Annotated in this window: 15 protein-coding genes; 11 read left to right on the top strand and 4 right to left on the bottom strand. The window is 69.8% G+C overall.

What is annotated here, in order from left to right; genetic code table 11:
• The first annotated feature begins 17 nt into the window (after window positions 1-17).
• The 5 genes from ACQEVO_RS03055 (at window position 18) to ACQEVO_RS03035 (ending at window position 6260) form a co-directional block, all read left to right on the top strand.
• Entirely contained in the window at window positions 18-1934 is a 1917-nt protein-coding gene (locus ACQEVO_RS03055) for a helix-turn-helix domain-containing protein (RefSeq protein WP_432908662.1), read from the top strand.
• A gap of 142 nt (window positions 1935-2076) precedes the next feature.
• Window positions 2077-3351, top strand: a complete 1275-nt coding sequence (locus ACQEVO_RS03050) for a hydroxymethylglutaryl-CoA reductase, degradative (RefSeq protein WP_432908661.1) — start codon at window positions 2077-2079, stop codon at window positions 3349-3351.
• 1 nt (window position 3352) lies between these two features.
• Window positions 3353-4315, top strand: coding sequence for a hydroxymethylglutaryl-CoA lyase (locus ACQEVO_RS03045; RefSeq protein ID WP_432908659.1), 963 nt, complete (start codon window positions 3353-3355; stop codon window positions 4313-4315).
• A gap of 35 nt (window positions 4316-4350) precedes the next feature.
• Window positions 4351-4884 carry a hypothetical protein gene (locus ACQEVO_RS03040; protein ID WP_432908657.1) on the top strand — a complete coding sequence of 178 codons (534 nt, stop codon included), beginning with the start codon at window positions 4351-4353 and terminating at the stop codon, window positions 4882-4884.
• Window positions 4881-6260, top strand: a complete 1380-nt coding sequence (locus ACQEVO_RS03035) for a tripartite tricarboxylate transporter permease (protein WP_432908655.1) — start codon at window positions 4881-4883, stop codon at window positions 6258-6260. The genes ACQEVO_RS03040 and ACQEVO_RS03035 overlap by 4 nt, the downstream gene beginning before the upstream one ends.
• A gap of 82 nt (window positions 6261-6342) precedes the next feature.
• On the opposite strand, the gene ACQEVO_RS03030 is transcribed toward ACQEVO_RS03035, so the two are convergent.
• The gene (locus tag ACQEVO_RS03030) at window positions 6343-7272 is read right to left on the bottom strand and encodes a hypothetical protein (RefSeq protein WP_432908653.1); all 930 of its coding nucleotides are present in this window, start codon (window positions 7270-7272) and stop codon (window positions 6343-6345) included.
• 159 nt (window positions 7273-7431) lie between these two features.
• On the opposite strand from ACQEVO_RS03030, the gene ACQEVO_RS03025 reads away from it, so the two are divergent.
• From ACQEVO_RS03025 to ACQEVO_RS03015, 3 genes are all read left to right on the top strand, one after another.
• Window positions 7432-8133, top strand: coding sequence for a response regulator (locus ACQEVO_RS03025; protein ID WP_432908651.1), 702 nt, complete (start codon window positions 7432-7434; stop codon window positions 8131-8133).
• Between the two features lie 140 nt (window positions 8134-8273).
• Entirely contained in the window at window positions 8274-9215 is a 942-nt protein-coding gene (locus tag ACQEVO_RS03020) for a HAMP domain-containing sensor histidine kinase (RefSeq protein ID WP_432922300.1), read from the top strand.
• Window positions 9216-9285: 70 nt separating this feature from the next.
• Window positions 9286-10995, top strand: coding sequence for a DUF4153 domain-containing protein (locus tag ACQEVO_RS03015; protein WP_432908650.1), 1710 nt, complete (start codon window positions 9286-9288; stop codon window positions 10993-10995).
• 7 nt (window positions 10996-11002) lie between these two features.
• Here ACQEVO_RS03015 and ACQEVO_RS03010 read toward each other — a convergent pair whose 3' ends face one another.
• Complete coding sequence (locus ACQEVO_RS03010) at window positions 11003-11920, bottom strand: phosphatidylinositol mannoside acyltransferase (protein WP_432908649.1); 918 nt, start codon at window positions 11918-11920, stop codon at window positions 11003-11005.
• Between the two features lie 277 nt (window positions 11921-12197).
• Here ACQEVO_RS03010 and ACQEVO_RS03005 point away from each other — a divergent pair, with 277 nt between their 5' ends.
• Both ACQEVO_RS03005 and ACQEVO_RS03000 read left to right on the top strand, forming a co-directional pair.
• Window positions 12198-12683, top strand: coding sequence for a polyketide cyclase (locus tag ACQEVO_RS03005; RefSeq protein ID WP_432908647.1), 486 nt, complete (start codon window positions 12198-12200; stop codon window positions 12681-12683).
• A gap of 65 nt (window positions 12684-12748) precedes the next feature.
• Window positions 12749-14029 (top strand): APC family permease, encoded by a 1281-nt coding sequence (locus ACQEVO_RS03000; RefSeq protein ID WP_432908646.1) that lies wholly within the window; start codon window positions 12749-12751, stop codon window positions 14027-14029.
• Between the two features lie 12 nt (window positions 14030-14041).
• Here ACQEVO_RS03000 and bla read toward each other — a convergent pair whose 3' ends face one another.
• A complete protein-coding gene (gene bla, locus ACQEVO_RS02995; RefSeq protein WP_432908644.1) occupies window positions 14042-14947 on the bottom strand; it encodes a class A beta-lactamase in 906 nt (301 codons plus the stop codon).
• Between the two features lie 197 nt (window positions 14948-15144).
• Entirely contained in the window at window positions 15145-17289 is a 2145-nt protein-coding gene (locus ACQEVO_RS02990) for an MMPL family transporter (protein ID WP_432908642.1), read from the bottom strand.
• A gap of 96 nt (window positions 17290-17385) precedes the next feature.
• On the opposite strand from ACQEVO_RS02990, the gene ACQEVO_RS02985 reads away from it, so the two are divergent.
• Window positions 17386-17985 carry a TetR/AcrR family transcriptional regulator gene (locus ACQEVO_RS02985; protein WP_432908641.1) on the top strand — a complete coding sequence of 200 codons (600 nt, stop codon included), beginning with the start codon at window positions 17386-17388 and terminating at the stop codon, window positions 17983-17985.
• Window positions 17986-18002: the final 17 nt, after the last annotated feature.

The following is an 18002-nucleotide window of genomic DNA, read 5'->3' as shown; positions in this document are numbered from 1 at the left end:
CAGGGGAGTCTGTACCCATGGACAGCAGTGACGTCGCGCGCATCGTGCAGGAGGTGCTCCGCACCGTCACACGCGGCGAGCCGGACGTCGGCGCGCTGGCGAGCTCGCTCACCGGGCTGGGGCTGGGCGGCGAGACGATCGGCGAAATCGTCGACCGGGTAGGTCGCGATCGGGCCGAGGTCGCGCGGTTGCGGCGGCGCGAGCAGGAGCTCACCGCCCTGTACTCCAGTGCCCGCGATCTGGCCGAAGTCCGCGATATCGACGCACTGCTCGCCAGGTTGGTGGCACGCGCCCACGAGATGATGGGTACCGATGTGACCTACCTGTCGGAGTTCGACCCCACGACCCGCGACCTGCACGTCCGCAAGACGATGGGATCGGTGACCCCGCAGTTCCAGAATCTGCACGTGCCGGCCGGCACCGGCCTGGCGAGCCGGATCGCGGATACCCGGTCGGCCCAGTGGGTGGCCCGATACAGCGAGTACGTGGAAGGCACCCACGAGGACACGATCGACAACGCCGTCTTCGCGGAAGGGATCGTCTCGATTCTCGGTGTACCCATGCTCTCCGACGGCCGGGTGCTCGGGGTGCTCTTCGCCGCGACCCGGCAGGAGCACCGGTTCACTCCGGAGGAAACAGCCCTGCTCTCGGCGCTGGCCGACCACGCCTCGGTGGTCCTGCAGACGGCGAATATCCTCGCCCAGCTCCAGGAATCGCAGGAGCGCACCCGCGGCGCGCTGGAGAAGCTGACCGCGCATCTGGAAGCCCGCGACCGATCGAGCGCCGTGCACCAGGAACTCGTGCACGCGGTCCTGTCCGGCGGCGGGTTCCCGCAGGTCGCGCGGACCCTGGCGGCCGCGCTGGACCGGCGGGTGACGATCGTCGACACCGAGTCCTTCCCGATCGCCACCTCCGCCCCGGCGGAGCAGGAGCAGGTGACGGTGAGCCTGTCGCCGCAGGTGCGGTCCGCGATCTCGCTGAGCCGGTCGAGTGGGCACTGCCGGTCGGTCGAGAACAACAGGTCGGTCGAGGCGGTCGCGGCGGTGACGGCCGGTGATCTGTATTTCGGCGCCCTGCTGCTTTCCCCGGGCAGTGTGGTTCTCGGCGCGGTGGAGCGGCGCACGATCGAGCGGGCCGCCCAGGTCGCCGCTCTACTCGCCTTGCAACAGCGGGCGGTGACCGAGGCGTACCGGCGGGAGCGCGGTGAACTCATCGCCGATCTGCTGGACACCTCACCGGATCGGCGCCGCGATCTGGAGCAACGAGCCCGCAATCAGCGCCTCGCACTCGCGGAACTGACCTGCGTTCTCATCGTCGAGGTGCCACCGGCCCGCCGGGCGATCGCGCAACGCCGCGCCGCGGACTTCCTCGGCACGGGCGGACTGGTGGGCGAGTACTCCGCCACACTCGCCGTCATCGGAACGGCCGCCGATCCGCTGATGCTCGCCCGGGACCTCCGGACCCACCTCATCGGTGCGCTCGGCGCACCGGTACTGGTGGTGGCGGCACCGCGGGCCACCTCTCCCGACGAGCTCCCGCAGCTGTTCCGCACCGCCCGCCAGACCGTGCGCCTGCTGGCCGGGCTCGATATCGACGATCGCGCGGTGACCACCGCCGAGTACGCCCCGTACGCGGTGCTGTTCGGCGCGAATCCGGAGGCGCTGCAATCATTCCTCGACCTCACCATCGGGCCGGTGGTCGACTACGACGCGCGGCACGGCACCGATCTGCTCACCACCCTGCGTACTTTCGTACGGCACGAAGCGAGCCCGACGAAGACCGCGCGCGCCCTGAACTATCACACCAACACCATTCTGCAGCGCCTCGACCGCCTGAAAGTCCTGCTCGGAGCGGATTGGCGGCAGGACGAACAGCTGTTCCGCATCTCGCTCGCCACCAGGTTGGACGAGTTGCGCTCGGTAACCCAGCCGTGAGCCGGCTGTGTTCTCCGCACACAAGGATCCCAGTTCTATGTGCTTTGCCTACATGTCCTGCGTTACATCGCAACCGTAGCGTCGGATCCGGCAAATATTCGACGGGGTCGCGGATGCGGCGGCCCGCGAGATGGAGGGTGCAGTGACCGTCAACAGCAGGATTCCCGGATTCAAGGATTCGTCCGTCGGGCAGCGGCGCGCGGTGGTTTCCGAACGGACCGGGATTGCTGTCGCGGACCTGGACGTCCTCGAACCCGCCCGCGGCCTGGGTACCGAACAGGCCGATCACATGATCGAAAACGTCATCGGCGTGCTGGGTATACCGGTCGGGATCGCGACCAACTTCCGGATCAACGGCCGGGACTATCTGGTTCCGATGGCGACCGAGGAGCCGTCGGTCGTCGCCGCCGCGAGCAATGCCGCGCGAATGGCCCGCGCGCAGGGCGGCTTCTTCACCTCCGGTACCGGGCCGGTGATGCAGGCGCAGATCCAGTTGCTCGAGCTCGCCGATCCCGAAGCGGCCCGCCTGCGCATCCTGGAACACAGCGCGGCTGTCGTCGAGCTCGCCAACGAACAGGACCCCACTCTGGTCCGTTTCGGTGGCGGCGCCCGGGACCTGCGAGTCCGCTTGGTCCCGACCCGCACCGGTACCCATGTGGTGGTGCACCTGCTGGTCGATGTGCGCGACGCGATGGGCGCCAACGCGGTCAACACCATGGCCGAAGCGATCGCGCCCCGGCTGGCAGCCATCGCCGGTGGGCGGCCCCTGCTGCGAATTCTCACCAATAAGGCCGACCGGCGCATCGTGCGCGCCCGCGCCGTCTTCGACCGCGAACTACTCGGCGGGCAGCAGGTCGTCGACGATATCGTGCACGCCTCGGCGCTCGCCGAAGCCGACCCGTACCGCGCCGCCACGCACAACAAGGGCATCATGAACGGCATCACCGCCGCGGTACTGGCCACGGGTAACGACACCCGCGCCGTCGAAGCGGGCTGCCATTCGCACGCCGTCGGCCCCGACGGGCGATACACGGCGCTGTCGCATTTCGAGAAGACCGCCGAGGGACATCTGTCCGGCACCCTCGAGGTGCCGATGGCAGTGGGGCTGGTGGGCGGAGCCACCAAGGCCCACCCGGTGGCGCAGGCGGCGATAAAAATCCTCGGCGTGCAGACGGCCGGCGAACTCGCCGAGGTCGTGGTCGCGGTCGGGCTGGCGCAGAACCTCGGCGCCTGCCGCGCACTCGCCGCCGAGGGTATCCAGCGCGGCCATATGAGCCTGCACGCCCGCACCGTCGCGGTGACCGCCGGAGCGAGCACCGGCGAACTCGATACCGTCGTCGCGCAACTCATCCAGGACAAGAACATCCGGGTCGAGCACGCCGAGAAGGTGCTCGCGGAGCTGCGGAGCCGGAGCTGAGATGAGTCCGCACACCGATACTGTCCGGCGGCCCGCGCCATACGCCCACCCGAGGCCGGGACTGCCGGCCGCGGTCCAGGTCTACGAAGTCGGCCCGCGGGACGGCCTCCAGGCGGAGGCCGCCGTGGTGCCGACGGCGGTCAAAGCCGACTTCTGCCGGCGGCTCGTCGCCGCGGGGGTGACGGCCGTCGAGCTCACGAGCTTCGTCTCCCCGAAATGGGTTCCGCAACTCGCCGATGCCGGGGAACTGCTCGCCGAACTCGACCTGCCCGGCGATATCCGCCGAGTAGTCCTCGCCCCGAACCGCCGCGGACTCGACCGGGCACTGGCCGCCGGCGCCACCGAACTCGCGGTATTCGTCAGCGCGACCGAAACATTCGCCGGTAAGAATCTGGGCACCACGGTCGACGGCGCGCTCGAATCCGCCCGGCCCGTGGTGGACGGCGCCGCAGCCCACGGCCTGGCCACCCGCGCCTACATCTCGATGTGCTTCGGAGATCCCTGGGAGGGTGCTGTCGGCACCGCGACGGTCGCCGATCTCGCCGAACGCCTCATCGAGATGGGCGTGAACTCGATTTCGCTGGGCGACACGATCGGGGTCGCCACCCCGGGACACGTGCACGACCTCCTGGACGCCCTGTTCGCGCGGGGTATCCGGCCCGAGACCCTGGCCGTCCATTTCCACGACACCTACGGTCAGGCACTGGCGAACGTCTACGCCGCCCTGACCGCCGGGATCACCGAGTTCGACAGTGCGGCCGGCGGCCTGGGCCGCTGCCCGTACGCCGCCGGAGCCACCGGAAACCTCGCGACGGAGGACCTGGTGTGGATGCTGCACGGACTCGGTATCGCCACCGGTATCGATCTGGACGCGCTCGCCGCGACCTCCCGGTGGATGTCCACCGTCCTCGGCCGGCCCGGCCCCTCGCGAGTCGTCCGCGCACTCGCCGCCTCGACCTCCTGACCTGCCCGACCCCTCGAACGCCCACGGAGTACCCCATGTCCACCGAAACCCCGCCACCGGCAGCGGCAACGGCACCGGCCGAAACATCGCCACCCGCAACGGTGGCGACGCCGGCCGGCCCGCCCGCCGCCACGCCGACCGCCCCGGATGGCGAGCATCCGCAATACCTGGAGGTCTGGGGTGACACCGTCGTCGGCCGGCACCTGGCCGTATCCGTGGTCATCGGCATCGGGGTGAGCCTGGCCGCACTACTGCTGTCCGACTGGGCGTTCTCCTCGTTCGTGGCGAACGAATCGCTCGCCGAGGCCTACGCCCTGCTCGTGGGTATCGCCGGATGTGTGGTGGCCGGGGTGATCTGCGGGCGCCTGTTCCGGCCGAAGCGGATCGTGGTCACCGACGCCTCCGAGGATGCGGCCGTCGGCGAGGTCATCGCCACCTTGCGCGAAGAACGGCAGGGCCTGGGATCACTGGACGACCTGCCCGAGCACACGCGCCGCGAACTCGACGATCTCGGGTTGCGCCCGCGCTTCGCCGCCGCCGAACGTGAGAACACCGGGGCCGTGTCATGAGTTCGATTCTCACCAGCGAAATCGCGCTCGCCGTCCTCCTCGCCGTGATCGGCGCGATCGTGTTCTCGCTGATCGGCATGGTGTCGGGTACCGACGAAACCGCGACCATCGCACCGCTGACCCTGTTGGTGATCCTGCTGGGCGCGCCGCCCGCCGCCGTGTTCACCTTCTTCCTCGCCGGCGCCGTCGCCAAACATATGACGCATGCGGCGCCGACCACGCTGCTCGGCATACCCGGGGACACGATGGCGGTCCCGCTCATGCGCGAAGCCCGGATGCTGCGTGCGCTGGGTGTACCGCATATCGCGCTGCGCAAGGCGATCTCCGCGGCGCTCATCGCCGCCGTGATCGCCGTCCCGGCCGCCGTACTGTTCGCGACGCTGCTGGCCCCGGTCGCCGATACCGTGCAGTCCGCGGCGCCGTGGCTGTTCCTGCTGGCCGCCATCGGTATCGCCTACGCGTCGCCCGGTAAATGGGCGGGTGTGCTGGCACTCGTTCCGTTCGTGGTGCTCATCCTGGGTCTCAAACAGCTCACGGAGTCCTACGATGTCGCACTCAACATCAGCTATTTCCTCGGTATCGCCGTCGGGCCGCTGATCGCCGACCTCTTCTTGTCACTGGGCCCGCAGGGACGCGCCGAGATGGCCCGCACGGAACCGGCGACTGTCTGGCTCGCACCCGATGTCAAGACCTGGAAAGGCTATTTCCCCAATCCGTTCCGGATCCTCGACCGCGGGCAGACCGGCTACGTCGCGGCCACCGCCACGGTCTCCAGCGCCACCTTCGTCTTCAGTCCGGTCGCGATGACGGTGCTGATGGGGGAACTGGTCGGGTCCCGGGTCAAACACGGCTACCGCCGGCTCACCTCGGTGATCGCCGCCCGCAACGGCACGACCGAATCCACCTATATCGCCGAAGCGCTCATTCCGCTCATCGCGTTCGGGCTGCCGTTGAGCCCGGTCGCCGCGGGACCCGCCGCGCCGTTGTTCAACGCGCCCCCGGTTTTCACCACCGACGACGGAAACGGCAATATCGACAATCTGTCCACCGCCCTCACCAATACCGAGTTCCTGCTCTACGGGCTCGCCGCCGTCGTGGTGGCGGCACTCATCGCCTATCCCTTCGCGATGAATTTCGCGCACCGGGCCGCCAGTGTCGTCGTGCGCTACGTGAGCCACGAAGCCATCATCGCCGCGTTCGCCGGGCTCGTCGTGGTGATCAGCGTGTGGGAAGGCGGGATCTTGGGGCTCGCCGTGACGCTCACGGTCGGCTTGGTGGGCGGCTTGCTGTGCCGGTTCTTCAAGATCCATGCCGGAGTGTTGTTCATGGGCTACTACGTCGCGGTATTGACGGTTCCCGCGGTACTCGCGCTCTGAGCGATCGGCACCCGCCGGAAACCGGCACCGAATACGGCCTGCGCCGCCCGTACCCACGGGCGGCGCAGGCCGTTTTGCCTGGTCAGCAACCCCGCTCGGCGATCACCGGTGCCGCCGGGTCGAAGTAGTACTCGGGGTCGCGGGCAGCCGGTTCACCGAATGCGACGGGCGGGTTGCTGTAGTTGGGTGCGAGCAATCCCTTGTCGTGCAGCGCGCAGTTCACGGAGTAGGTGTGACCGCGCATCTCGCCGTAGTAGATCCCCTGCGAGCCCGCGTCGTATCGCGCATCGGACACCCAGATGTAATCGGCTTCCCACCGGTCGACCGTGATGATGTCCAGCGGACCGTCCAGCTCCTCCGGACGGTCGGTGTGGAAGGCGTAGGCGACGAGGTAGTTGGTCCTGATCACCAGTTCGCCCTCGGGATTGACGATCGGGGTCATCGACCCGGCCACTCGCGGCGGCACCGGCAGCAACCGGAAGCCGGGCGCGATCTTGACGTTGATCCACGTCGTCTCGGCTTCGTTTCCCGGCCGCACCCACTTGCGTACCTCGGCGGCCTGATGCGGGGCGAGCTGGGCCAGTACCGGCTCCACGTCGTGCGTCTCCAGCACGTGCCGGTCCAGCCGGGCCGTGATGATCAGCTGCCGCACCGCCGTCATGGCCGTCGCGACCTCCCCGGCCGAATACCGCCCGACCGGTACGGCCGGCGGCACCATGATCCCCTCTCCCCACTTCGCGGCGGGCGTGTCGGCGAAGGGCCTGGACAGATCGACCCGCGCGCGTTCCCGCAGCGGGGGCGTGACCGACGCGCCTACTTCCGCCGGCGAATCGGCGCTGCGGGAACCGACGGCCGGCACCAGGATCGCCGCGACTACCACGAAGACGACCGGCATACCGATCAGCACCGCGATACTGCGGAAACGCGGCGAGCCGAGTACTTCCCGCCACCGGGGCCGCTGCGTGTGGGGCAGCCGATCGGCGGAGCGGGGATCGAATGGATCGGGTGGCATTTCGTGCATGAGAACCCCCGGATGCCTTGCGAAACAACCATTCTCATCATATGTCGCAGCACCGACGGAAACGTGGGTTCCGGCGCCGCGGTGGCGGTCACACGGAATCTCCACAATTGTCACCTGGTCTCTCCACACCGGGTGTCTAGGCTCCCCGGCATGGAACAGAAGGCACCGGCCGGGGGAGCCACCGCGCGGCGGATACTGGTCGTGGACGACGAGCCCACGATCGCGGATTCGGTGGCGGCACGGCTACGGGCCGAAGGGTTCACGGTCGATATCGCGCACGACGGCCCGGCGGCAGTGGCGGCGGCAGGCACATTCCGGCCGGATCTCGTCGTCCTCGACGTGATGCTGCCCGGCTACGACGGGCTGGAGGTGTGCCGCCGGATCCAGGCCGAACGCTCCGTACCCGTGCTGATGCTCACCGCACGCACCGACGAGACCGATCAGCTCATCGGACTCGGTGTCGGCGCCGACGACTACCTGACCAAACCGTTCTCCCTGCGGGTGCTCACCGCCCGCGTGCACGCCCTGCTGCGGCGGGTCGAACGGGCCGGAGCACGCGGCGACGCGATCACCGTGGCCGGCGATCTGCGCATCGATGCCGATCAGCGCCGGGTCTGGCGCGGCGGGGTCGAAGCCCAGCTCACCCCGCTGGAATTCGACCTGCTCGCCGCGCTGGCCCAGCGGCCCCGGGCCGTACTCGCCCGGGAACGCCTGCTCGAAGAGGTGTGGGATTGGGCCGATGCCGCCGGCACCCGGGCGGTCGACAGTCATATCAAGGCGCTGCGCCGCAAACTCGGGGCGGATCTGATCCGGACGGTACACGGTGTGGGCTACGCCTTGGAGACCACATGAGCGAGCCGTCGACCACGCTGCGGGGCGCCGAGCAGGCGGGCGCGCTGAGCACCCTGCGGCGGGCCGCGGACCGGGTCGCCGCGCTCCTGCCGCGACCGCTGGACCGGATCCGTTCGATCAAACTCAAACTGGCCGTCCTGATGACCTCCGCCGGTGGGCTCGCCTTCGGCTACTTCCGGTTGCAGATCGGCTGGCTGCCGCCGATGACCACACTCACCGCGATGGTGATCGCCCTGGTGTCCTCGCAGTTCCTGGCGCACGGCATCACCATGCCGCTGCGCGAGATGACCGCCGCGGCCCAGCGGATGGCGCGCGGTGACTACACGAGCCGGGTGCGCGCATCGTCACGGGACGAAGTGGGGCAACTCGCCGAGGCGTTCAACCGGATGGCGGCCGACCTCGCCGCCGCCGACCAGCAGCGCCGCGATCTGATCGCCAACGTCTCACACGAACTGCGCACCCCGATCACCGCGCTCAACGCCGTCCTGGAGAACTTGGTGGACGGGGTGTCGGAACCCGACCCGAAGACCTTGGAAACCGCGCTCGCGCAAACCGAACGGCTGGGCCGGCTGGTGTCCGAACTCCTCGATATCTCCAGTCTCGAGGCGGGCGCGATCCGGCTGGAACGCGACGAGTTCGCCATCGCCCCGCTTTTCGCGGAAGTGGTGGCCGAGGTCGAGGTCATGACGGCCGCGCTGGGCCGGGGAATCCGGTTCCGCAGCGCGGCCGGCGCCGCCACCGTGTACGCCGACCGCGCCCGGCTGCACCAGGTGCTGCTGAACCTGCTGGACAACGCCGCCCGGCACGGTCCGGCCGGGGGCGAGGTCCGGCTGCACGCGCACACCGTGGACGGCGACCTGGTGATCGACGTGGAGGACGACGGTCCCGGCATACCGCCCGCACAACGCGACCGCATCTTCGACCGCTTCACCCGCGGCGGCCGCACCGACGGCGGCGGCACCGGACTCGGGCTCGCCATCGCGCGCTGGGTGATCGAGCTGCACGGCGGTTCCATCGCGGTGGCCGATCCCGGCTCCCGGATCCGCGTGACCCTGCCGGCCACCGCGCCGCCCACCCCCTGACATTCCCATCCGAACAGCCCGGCAGCCGAGCGGCCCCGGGTCGATAACGCACACCTCCAGGAGGACTCCCGTGCCCAGACGACCGAAACCGAACGACGACAACCCGGAACGCCCGAACCCCGCGAAGCCGGCTGGATTCTCCGAGCCCGCCATACCGACCGACTCGAAGAAACCCGCCGGGATTTCGGTAGCGGCCGACTCGGCCGTCTCGGCCGCGCCGACGGGAACAGCGGACCCGGCGCCCTCCGCCGGTAAGGAAACCGCCGCGCAGTCGTCCGGCGACGCGGCGCTCTGGGGCCCCGGCAGCCGGGCAGAATGGCAGCCGCCCACTACGCAGATCGCGCCGGAAGCCCCGCGGACCGCGGTCGTCCCGCCGCGCCGGCAGCTGGTCGCCTACCCGGCGGGTGTTCTGCCCGCGGCCGGTATCGCCGGGCTGGTCGCGGCGGCCACGGTTCCGCTGGACCGGCCGGGAATCGGCTGGCTGCTGGCGGGTTCCGCGACTGTGGCCGCGGTCGGCGTGGTCCATCGGCGCGCACGGCGCACCTCGAGTCCGGAACAGGGGCGGGCCCGGAATCCGGAACGCCTGCTGTGGTCGATCGCGGCACTGGCGCTGCTGGCGGTCGGTACTTTCCGCGCCGCGGAGTGGTTGTTCGTGCTGTGCGTGGCGGCGGCCGCCGCGACCGGATCGCTGGCGGTGATCGGTCGGCGGTCGGAGCGCGGGATATTCCGGGAGGCGCTGGCCGTTCCGCTGGCCGCGCCCGGCGCTGTCGCCTGGGTGTACGCCGCGCTGGGTAGACGCCCGGACGGCGCGGGGGCACGCAATCGCCGGCTCGGTGTCTCGGTCGCGGTCACGGTGGCGCTGCTGGCGGTGTTCGTGCCGCTGCTGGCCGGCGCCGACGCCACGTTCGCGGCGCTCGTCGAGGGGCTGGTGCCGAGTATGCGCGGTGACACCCTGGTCGCCTGGATCGTCGTGTTCGGGGCAGCGGGTGCCGGGACATTGGGGGCCCTGTACCTGCTCGCCGGACCGCCGGCCGCCGCCGGCGAGAAGACGACGATCCCGAACCGAACTCTGGCGCGGCTCGAATGGGGTCTGCCGGTAGGCGCACTGACCGTGGTGTTCGCGCTGTTCCTGGGGGCGCAACTGGTGGCGCTGTTCGGTGGCGACGACTATGTGCAGCGCACCGCCGGCCTGACCTACGCCGAATACGCGCGGGGCGGTTTCTGGCAGCTGTCCGCCGTCACCGTGCTGACCCTCGCCGTCATCCTGCCGGTGCTGCACCGGGCCACCCGCGAGACGGCCACGGACAGGCTGTGGTTGCGGGGCCTGTTGTGCGCGATCAGCGCGCTCACCCTGGTGATGATCGCCTCCGCACTGGGACGTATGTGGACCTACCAGCAGGCCTACGGTTTCACCGTGCTGCGGCTGCTGGTCGGCACCTGCGAACTGTGGCTCGGTGTCGTGTACGTCCTGGTGATCGTCGCCGTCCTGCGGCTGGAAACGACCTGGCTGCCCCGCACCGCCGTCGCGACCGCCGTGGCCGCGCTGCTGGTGCTCGCCGCGATCAACCCCGAGGGTCTGGTCGCCGGCGAGAACATCGACCGCTGGCAGCGCGGCGAAAACCTCGACGTCGACTATCTGGCCGGCCTGTCGGCCGATATCGTCCCCGCCATCGACCGGCTGCCCGTGCCCCTCCGCATCGACCTGTACAACCGGCTCGAGCACCAACTCGACGACGACACCTGGAACAGCTGGAATCTCGCCCGCAGCCGCGCCCGCTGATCGACGGTCAGCCCGTTCCGTTGCGGCGGGCTTCCCACCGGGCGAGCCGCTCGGCGGAGAAATCGGCCGTCCACACCGGCTGCCACATATGCCAGTCGGCCGGGTGCGCGGCGATACCGGCGGCGAACCGGTCGGCAAGACGTTGGGTCGTGGGTGCGAGGCCGCCGGTGGTGTCGATCGGCGCCCCGACCTCGAATCCCCAGCCGCCCGGGGTGAACCAGCAGTGCACCGGCAGCAGGGGCGCACCGGTGTCGATCGCCAGTTTGGCCGGGCCGGCGGGCATGGTGGCCGGTTCGCCGAAGAACTCGACCGGAACACCGGCCCCGGACAGGTCGCGTTCGCCCAGCAGGCATACCAGGCGGCCCTCGCGGATTCGGGCGATCAACTGGCCGAACGGTGGAGTCGCGCCACCCGTGAGCGGAATGATCTCGAACCCCAGCCGTTCCCGGAACCGGACGAACCGCCGGAACAGCGATTCCGGCTCGAGCCGCTCGGCCACGACCGTCGGCGAGCCCACCCGCTCCACCAGCCACACTCCGGCCAGATCCCAGTTGCCGCTGTGCGGAAGCGCCAGCACCGCGCCCTTACCGGCCGCGGCCGCGTGCCGGACGTGGTGGAGCCCGGTGGCGGAGGATTCGATGATCTCGGCCAGCCGCACCGGGTCCATCGACGGCAACCGGAACGCTTCGCACCAGTACCGCGCGTAGGAGCGCAAACTGTCGCGGATCAGCTCGTCGGGGACCGCATCGGGATCGATGCCGAGAACACGAGAAAGGTTGCGGCGCAACTGTTCCGGTCCACCACGGCGGGCCGCGCGATCCGCCACGAGCTCGAATGCACGCAGAGCCCACCGCTGCGGCAGCAGGCGCACCAGCCGCCAGGCCGCCGCGTACCCGAGATCCGCCGCGCGGGCCGCGGTGTTCACGCGTGCATCGCTTTCGGCAGCCGAGGGTAGGAGTAAGCCGAGTTCGGAATTGTCATGGTCGATGCCCTCGCCGATTCTCGATGGACCGGTCGGAAATGAAGCATGAGTGACGCGGCACCCGCCGCGCCGGACCTGCGAGTAACGGATTCTACCCACCGCGCGCACCCGGCGGGCCCGACCCACCGATGAATTCTGCCGGGTCGGATCGTCTGAACGGGAGAAGTGACGCTTCCCGCGGGCGGGACGCCGAAACCGGAAACGCAAGGAGCTACACACCGTGGCCGAGGAGAACGTGAGCGCGACGCTGACCGTCGCCGTACCCATCGACCGGGTCTTCGCGGTGCTGGCGGACCCGACCACCCATTCCGCCATCGACGGCACCGGCTGGGTGCAGGAGGCCGTCGACCCGGCGCCGCTCACCGAGGTCGGGCAGGTGTTCCGGATGGATATGTACCACCCGAACCATCCGAACGGCGGTTATCGGGTGGCCAACCAGGTCTACGTGCTCGAGGCGCCGCGCATCATCGGCTGGCGGACGGGCGAGGAGAAGGACGGCGGACGGCTGGAGTTCGGCGGCTGGACCTGGCGTTACGACCTGACGTCGTGGAGTCCGTCCGAAACCGAGGTCACGCTCACCTACGACTGGTCGGCGGTACCGCAGTACATCCGCGAATACCTCCAATTCCCGCCGTTCCGTCCCGATCATCTCATCGACTCACTGCGCCACCTGGCGCAACTGGCCGAACCCGCGTCCCGGAACTGAGCGCCGCCGCGCCCAGCGTGAGACAGTAGGCGCCGTCGGGATCAGCAGCACGGCAGGAGACCACAGTGACCGCGGACAACCGAGCCGGCGGCGCGCAGGACGGCGGATTACACCGGGGGCTCGGTCTCACCGACGCCGTCGTCGTCGGGCTCGGTGCGATGCTCGGCGCCGGAATCTTCACCGCTCTCGCCCCCGCTGCCGATGCGGCCGGGTCGGGCCTGTTGCTCGGACTGGCGGTCGCGGCGGTCGTCGCCTATTGCAATGCGACCTCGTCCGCCCGGCTCGCCGCCCGCTACCCCGCTTCGGGCGGCACCTACGTGTACGGGCGGGAACGGCTCGGCGAGTTCTGGGCTTATCTCGCCGGATGGGCGTTCGTGGTCGGCAAGACCGCGTCGTGCGCGGCGATGGCGCTCACCGCCGGCCTCTACATCTGGCCGGAGTACGCGCACGCGGTGGCGGTCGGCGCGGTGCTCGTCCTGACCGCGGTGAACTACACCGGCATCCAGAAATCGGCCGGACTCACTCGCATCATCGTCGGCATCGTCCTGGCTGTGCTGGCGGCGATCGTGGTGGCGTCGTTCGGGTCCGGCACCGCCGACGCCGGACAGCTCGGGCTCGGTGCCGATATCAGCGTCACCGGGGTGCTGGAGGCGGCGGGGTTGTTGTTCTTCGCCTTCGCCGGGTACGCGCGGATCGCCACGCTCGGTGAGGAAGTCCGCGACCCCGCCCGCACCATCCCGCGCGCCGTACCGATCGCGCTGGCCGTCACGCTGGGCACATATACGCTCGTCGCCGTGGCCGCCCTCATGGTGCTGGGTCCGTCCCGGCTCGCGTCGGCGACCGCGCCCCTGTCGGATCTGGTACAGGCCGCGGGGGCGGGATGGCTGGAGCCGGTGGTGCGTGCCGGGGCCGCGGTGGCCGCGCTGGGTGCGCTGCTCGCCCTGATCCTCGGGGTCTCGCGCACAACGCTGGCGATGGCCCGCGACCGCCACCTGCCCCATGCGCTGGCCGCCGTACATCCGCGTTTCGCGGTCCCGCACCGGGCCGAAGTCGCGGTCGGAGTGGTCGTCGCCGTGGTGGCCGCGACCGCCGATATCCGCGCCGCCATCGGGTTCTCCTCGTTCGGTGTGCTGCTCTACTACGCCGTCGCCAACGCCGCGGCCGCCACCCTGACCCGCGCGGAGAGCCGGCCACCGCGCGCGATCCCGGTACTCGGATTCGCCGGTTGCCTCGTCTTGGCGGTCACCTTGCCGCCGGCCTCGGTACTCGCCGGCGCGGTGGTCGTCGCCGCGGGCGCACTCCTGTACGGAGTGCGCCGCACCGTTTCCCGCCACCGCTCGCCGTGACGCGGGCGCGCCTTATTCGGTCGCACCGGCCCCGAGTTCGGCGACCGCGGCCCGGGTGGCGGCGGCGAGCAGGGCACTGTCGGGTTGCGCGTCCTGCTGCGGTTTGGTGCTGAGCACGGCGATGACCAGCGGCTCCCGGCCGGGCGGCCAGGCGACGGCGACGTCGAGCGCGGAGCCGTAGGCGGGGGTACCGGTCTTGTGGCCCACGGTCCATTCGGCGGGCAGACCGGCCCGGATACGGTCCGCGCCGGAGGCGGTGGCGATCAGCCAGGACCGCAACTGCTCCCGTTCGGGGGCCGCGAGCGTATCGCCCAAGACGAGGGCGCGGTAGTCGGCGGCCAGCGCGGCGGGGGTCGCGGTATCGCGCTCATCGCCCGGTATCGCGGTGTTCAGCTCGGTTTCCCAGCGGTCCAGCCGTGAGGTGTTGTCGCCGAGCGTGCGCAGGAACGCGGTGAAACCCGCGGGGCCGCCGAGGAGTTTCAGGATCTGGTTTCCGGCGGTGTTGTCGGAGACGGTGATCGCGGCGTGGCAGAGGTCGGTCACCGTCATCCCGGTGTCGACGTGCTGTTCGGTCACCGGCGAGTATTCGACGAGTTCGTGTCGCGGATAGTGGATCACCTGCTCGAAGAACCCCGACGACAGTGGGTGCCGGTGCAGCAGCGCACCGCAGGCCAGGCCCTTGAACGTCGACGCCATCGGAAACCGCTCGTCCGCGCGATGGCCGACGCTGCGTCCGGTACCGGTGTCGAGGGCGAAAACACCCAGCCGGGCACCGTGCGACGCTTCCAGGTCCACGAAAGCCTGGGTCGCAGCGGATGCGGGGGCGCTGACGGATTCGGTCGCCGCGGGAGAATCGGGCCGAGTGGCGCAGGACGCGGTGAACAGCAGCGCGGACGCTGCCAGCACCGCGGCCTGCACCCGTCGACGGTTGCGCGGGGCCGGCCGGAGAGGAAAGGAAAAGTTCACCGCCGCAGAACATCACCGGTTCGCGGCCGCGGCAAATACGTCAACCGTTCGCGGACCAGTCGAGTTGGATATCGGCGCAGTTCAGGACAGGTTCGCACCGGCCGGCGCCGGCCCGGGTTCCTCGACCGGCTGCCACCGCGGCGGGCCACTCATTCGCGCAGGCCGAAACGGTCGTGGAAACGGCGGAGCGGCCCGGGCGCCCACCAGTTCGCGTGACCCGCGAGACGCATGAGGGCCGGGGCGAGGACGCCGCGCACCAGAGTGGCATCGACGGCGACAGTGAGCGCCATCCCGATACCGAGCTGCTGGAGAAAAGCGACACCACCCGTGGCGTACACGGCGAACGAAACAGCCAGGATCAGTGCGGCGGCGGTGATCAGTGGTGCGGAACGGGCGATACCGCGAGGGACGGAACCGATCGGGTCGCCGGTGCGGTCGTAATCCTCTTTGATCCGGGCCAGCAGGAAGACTTCGTAGTCCATGGACAGGCCGTAGGCGATACAGAACATCAAGATGGGGATACTCGGTTCGATGACACCGGTCGGGGTGAAGCCGAGCAGGCCCGCCAGTGCGCCGTTCTGGAATCCCCACACCAGCACGCCGAACATGATCGTCATCGACAGCAGGTTCAGCACCGAGGCCTTCAGCGGCGCGAGCACGCTGCCGGTCATCAGGAACAGTACGGCGAAGGTGACGAGCATGATGAGCGCGGCGACCAGCGGGAGCCGCGCCACGACAGCGTCGCGGTAGTCGACGAGTTCGGCCGGATAGCCGCCCACCAGAACATCGAAAGGCGCCGCGGTGGCACGCACGTCGCGCACCAGGCCATCGGGGTCGTGGGCGAGCCGCTCCCCGGTCGGCACCACGCGCAACCACGTTGCGTCACCGTTCGAGAACCGGGAAGGGTCCGGGCTTTCCGCAGCGGAGGCACCCGGGCCGAACGTACCGCCGGCCGAATCCACCCGCAGCACACCGGGAATCGTAGACAACCGCTCGGCGTAGGCATCGATCTCGCCGTTTCCGGACTGCCGGGCCACCACATGCAGCGCATCGGCTTCCTCGGTGGCGAACTCGGCGCGGATCGTGTCGTACATGACGCGCACGGACTGCCCGGAATCGACCACCCGGTCGTCCGGCGGACCGAAGTCCACACCGAGCGCGGGCGCGCCGAGCAGGAGCAGAACCAGCAGCGCCGAACCGCCGGTCGCCACCGGCCGGCGCATCACGTACTCGGCCGTGCGGAACCAGAAGCCCTGTTCGGGAACGGGTACGGGGCGCTTCGGCAGCGCGCGACGCCCCAGCAGCATCAGCGCGGCGGGCAGGATCACCACCGCCCCGAGCACCGCTGTCACCGCGACCGCGATCCCCGCGTAGGCGAACGACGAGAGGAACGGGAACGGGAAGGCGAACAGCACGGCGAGGCTGATGCCCACGGTCGCGGCACTGAACACCACGGTGCGCCCCGCACGCGTCACCGCGCGGCGCACCGCCACGGGCACGTCGTGCCCGGCTGTCAGTTCCTCCCGGAACCGGTAGATCACGAACAGGCCGTAGTCGACGCCGAGGCCGATGCCCATGACGAGCGCGATATTCGCCGCGAACGTCGACACCTCGGCGAAACCGGTGATCACCCGCAGCGCGGCCAGTGTGCCGATCACGCAGAACAACCCGATGCCGACGATGATCAGTGCCGCCGCGATCCGCCGCAGCACGAATGCCAGCAGCGCGAGCACCAAGGGCAGCACGATCAGTTCGGCGCGCAGGAAATCCGCCGACGCCTGGGCGGCGACATCCCGGAAGACCTCGTCCGCACCACCCAGCGTGAGTGTCACCGCAGGGTCGGTGAGGGTGCCGATGATCTCCGCCTCGATACCGGGCAGGATCTCCGAACGCACGTGGTCGGCATCGCCGGGTACCCATGCCAGAACCAGCGCATGCCGGAAGTCCGTACTGGCCAAGGTGTCCGGCGCGCCGTACTGCCAGAACGACCACACGTCACCCACGCCCGGGTACCGGGCCAGATCGTCGGTGAGGCGTGAACCGGCGGCGACCACACCGGGATCACGCACATCACCGCTCGCGGCGGTGACCAGGATCGCGACATTGGCCGTTCCGGTGCCGAACGAGTCGGCGAGTGCCGTGGCGGCAGCGGCCGATTCGGCACGAGGGTCCTCGAATCTGTTCAGCGACAGCGCGTTCATCGCACCGCTTGCGACCGCTGCCAACAGGAAGAATGCCGCCACCGCGGCGGCGATCAGTGAGCGGGGATGGTGGGTGACCAACCGTCCGAGCATGGGCCGTCCCTCTGGTAATCTCCGACTATACGAGTAAGTACTCGTAAGTTGAGCCGATAATACGAGCGATTACTCGCATTATCAAGAGGAGGGTGTGTGACCGAAGTGCGCCGCCAGGAACGCGGCCGTCGTCGTATCGAGCAGATCCTGCTCGCGGCAGCGGAGGTCTTCGCCGAACGCGGCTACGAGAACGCGACCACCAACGCGATCGCCGCCGCCGCGGGTATCTCACCGGGCTCGCTCTACCAGTACTTCCGCAACAAGGACGAACTGGCCGCCGCCCTCGCCGAGCTCTACCGGGACCGGCTCGTGGCATTCCGCGGCACCTTCGAAACCGGCGCCGGCGCAGCAGATCTGGACGTACTCCTGGACCAGGTCCTCGGCCCCCTGGTCGAATTCAATCTGGCGAACCCGGGGTTCAAGGCACTGTTCGCGCGCACCGATATGCCCGCCGCCCTGCGCGCCGCCGTCGCCCCCGCCCACCAGGCCATCCACCAGCAGGTGGAAACCCTCATCGGCACGATCTTCCCCGGCCTCACCCCCGAAGACCGCTCCCGCACCACCGCGGTCGCCATCCAGACGCTGCGCGGCATGATGCCGATGATCGTCGAAGCCCCGGAATCCGATCGCCCCGCCCTGACCGAAGAACTACGCCTCGTCCTACGCTCCTACCTCCTGGCCCGCGCCGGTCGCTGACCCCATCGGCCGCCGGC

The organism is Nocardia sp. CA-290969, from assembly GCF_050936135.1.
Taxonomy (GTDB): Bacteria; Actinomycetota; Actinomycetes; order Mycobacteriales; family Mycobacteriaceae; genus Nocardia.
The sequence above is the reverse complement of the archived record's forward strand: the minus strand, read 5'-3'. Positions and strand labels throughout refer to the sequence as shown.